Here is a 2,500-nt window from a genome sequence, read left to right as displayed (position 1 = left end):
CAGCCAGGAGGTTGGCTTAGAAGCAGCCACCCTTTAAAGAAAGCGTAATAGCTCACTGGTCGAGTCGGTCTGCGCGGAAGATTTAACGGGGCTAAGCGGTAAACCGAAGCTTGGGGTGCATCACTTTGTGATGCGCGGTAGAGGAGCGTTCCGTAAGCCTGCGAAGGTGGATTGAGAAGTCCGCTGGAGGTATCGGAAGTGCGAATGCTGACATGAGTAACGATAATGCGGGTGAAAAGCCCGCACGCCGAAAGCCCAAGGTTTCCTTGCGCAACGTTAATCGGCGCAGGGTGAGTCGGCCCCTAAGGCGAGGGCGAAAGCCGTAGTCGATGGGAAGCTGGTTAATATTCCAGCACCTCGCGTGAGTGCGATGGGGGGACGGAGAAGGTTAGGTCTACCGGGCGTTGGTTGTCCCGGGGAAAGGCGGTAGGTGGATCTCTTAGGCAAATCCGGGAGGTCAACACCGAGCACCGAGACGAGCCCTTTAGGGCGAAGTGACTGATACCACGCTTCCAGGAAAAGCCCCTAAGCTTCAGCTCACGCAGACCGTACCGTAAACCGACACAGGTGGGTAGGATGAGAATTCTCAGGCGCTTGAGAGAACTCGGGTGAAGGAACTAGGCAACATGGCACCGTAACTTCGGGAGAAGGTGCGCCCTTTTTGGTGGCCCATGCGGGCTATAGCTGAAGAGGGCCGCAGTAACCAGGCCGCTGCGACTGTTTATCAAAAACACAGCACTCTGCAAACACGAAAGTGGACGTATAGGGTGTGACGCCTGCCCGGTGCCGGAAGGTTAATTGATGGGGTCAGCCGCAAGGCGAAGCTCTTGATCGAAGCCCCGGTAAACGGCGGCCGTAACTATAACGGTCCTAAGGTAGCGAAATTCCTTGTCGGGTAAGTTCCGACCTGCACGAATGGCGTAACGACAGCGGCGCTGTCTCCACCCGAGACTCAGTGAAATTGAAATCGCTGTGAAGATGCAGCGTTCCCGTGGCAAGACGGAAAGACCCCGTGAACCTTTACTATAGCTTTACACTGAACGTTGAGTTCGTCTGTGTAGGATAGGTGGGAGGCTATGAAGTGCCGGCGCCAGCTGGCATGGAGCCATCCTTGAAATACCACCCTGACGTGCTTGACGTTCTAACCTGGGCCCGTGATCCGGGTCGGGGACCGTGTATGGTGGGTAGTTTGACTGGGGCGGTCTCCTCCTAAAGAGTAACGGAGGAGCTCGAAGGTACGCTCAGCGCGGTCGGACATCGCGCACTGTGTGCAAAGGCATAAGCGTGCTTGACTGCAAGATCGACGGATCAAGCAGGTACGAAAGTAGGACTTAGTGATCCGGTGGTTCTGTATGGAAGGGCCATCGCTCAACGGATAAAAGGTACTCCGGGGATAACAGGCTGATACCGCCCAAGAGTTCATATCGACGGCGGTGTTTGGCACCTCGATGTCGGCTCATCACATCCTGGGGCTGTAGTCGGTCCCAAGGGTATGGCTGTTCGCCATTTAAAGTGGTACGCGAGCTGGGTTCAGAACGTCGTGAGACAGTTCGGTCCCTATCTGCCATGGGCGTTGGAGATTTGAGAGGGGCTGCTCCTAGTACGAGAGGACCGGAGTGGACGAACCTCTGGTGTTCCGGTTGTCACGCCAGTGGCATTGCCGGGTAGCTATGTTCGGAAGCGATAACCGCTGAAAGCATCTAAGCGGGAAGCGCGCCTCAAGATGAGATCTCCCGGGACACAAGTCCCCTGAAGGAACCATCAAGACCAGGTGGTTGATAGGCTGGGTGTGTAAGCACAGCAATGTGTTGAGCTAACCAGTACTAATGATCCGTGCGGCTTGACCATATAACCTCAAGTGGCCTTGGACTCGACGAATACGTCGATAGCCATCCGCCGCTCACTACATCCCAAGTCCCTATGCGAGACGGTGCGGTACCCGTTCACGGGCCACCAGCACGCTCCAACCGTCTCCCTGGTGAAATTAGCGTTGTGGAACCACCCGATCCCATCCCGAACTCGGAAGTGAAACGCAACAGCGCCGATGGTAGTGTGGGTCTCCCATGCGAGAGTAGGTCATCGCCAGGGTTTTATCCCGGAAGCCCCCAGCAAGCGCTGGGGGCTTCTTCTTTTACCGGACACCCCGTGTCCCACGCCGGCACCAGGCCACACGCCAACGCCGGCCGCCAGTTACCCCGGTGCGGGGTGGAGCAGTCTGGCAGCTCGTCGGGCTCATAACCCGAAGGTCGCAGGTTCAAATCCTGCCCCCGCTACCAATGCACCAACGCAAACGGCGACCCCTCGGGTCGCCGTTTTGCGTTGGGGTGATTGGGGATTGGTGATTGGTGATTCGTAAAAGCGCCCGCGGGGCCCCGCAGCTCCCGGGGCGAACAGGAACGGATGCGTAGCCCGGACAAGGCCACATCCGCGGAAGGCCACGTCCCCGAGTCCGCTGGAGATGCCGCAGCGCGTGGCAACGCGCCGCGCTCCTGCACCGCCC

Annotated in this window: 1 tRNA gene and 2 rRNA genes (1 of these 3 cut by a window edge); all 3 read left to right on the top strand. The window is 58.0% G+C overall.

What is annotated here, in order from left to right:
- Positions 1–1,848, top strand: a 23S ribosomal RNA gene (locus tag CSC68_RS15605) (it extends 1,028 nt beyond the left edge of the window).
- 126 nt (positions 1,849–1,974) lie between these two features.
- Positions 1,975–2,088: ribosomal RNA gene (rrf, locus tag CSC68_RS15600) — 5S ribosomal RNA — on the top strand.
- Between the two features lie 111 nt (positions 2,089–2,199).
- Positions 2,200–2,276, top strand: a tRNA-Met gene (locus CSC68_RS15595).
- The last annotated feature ends 224 nt before the right edge of the window (positions 2,277–2,500 follow it).

This window comes from Pseudoxanthomonas suwonensis (assembly GCF_010093235.1).
GTDB classification, from domain to species: domain Bacteria; phylum Pseudomonadota; class Gammaproteobacteria; order Xanthomonadales; family Xanthomonadaceae; genus Pseudoxanthomonas; species Pseudoxanthomonas suwonensis.
This window is presented reverse-complemented; position numbering and strand designations above follow the sequence as displayed.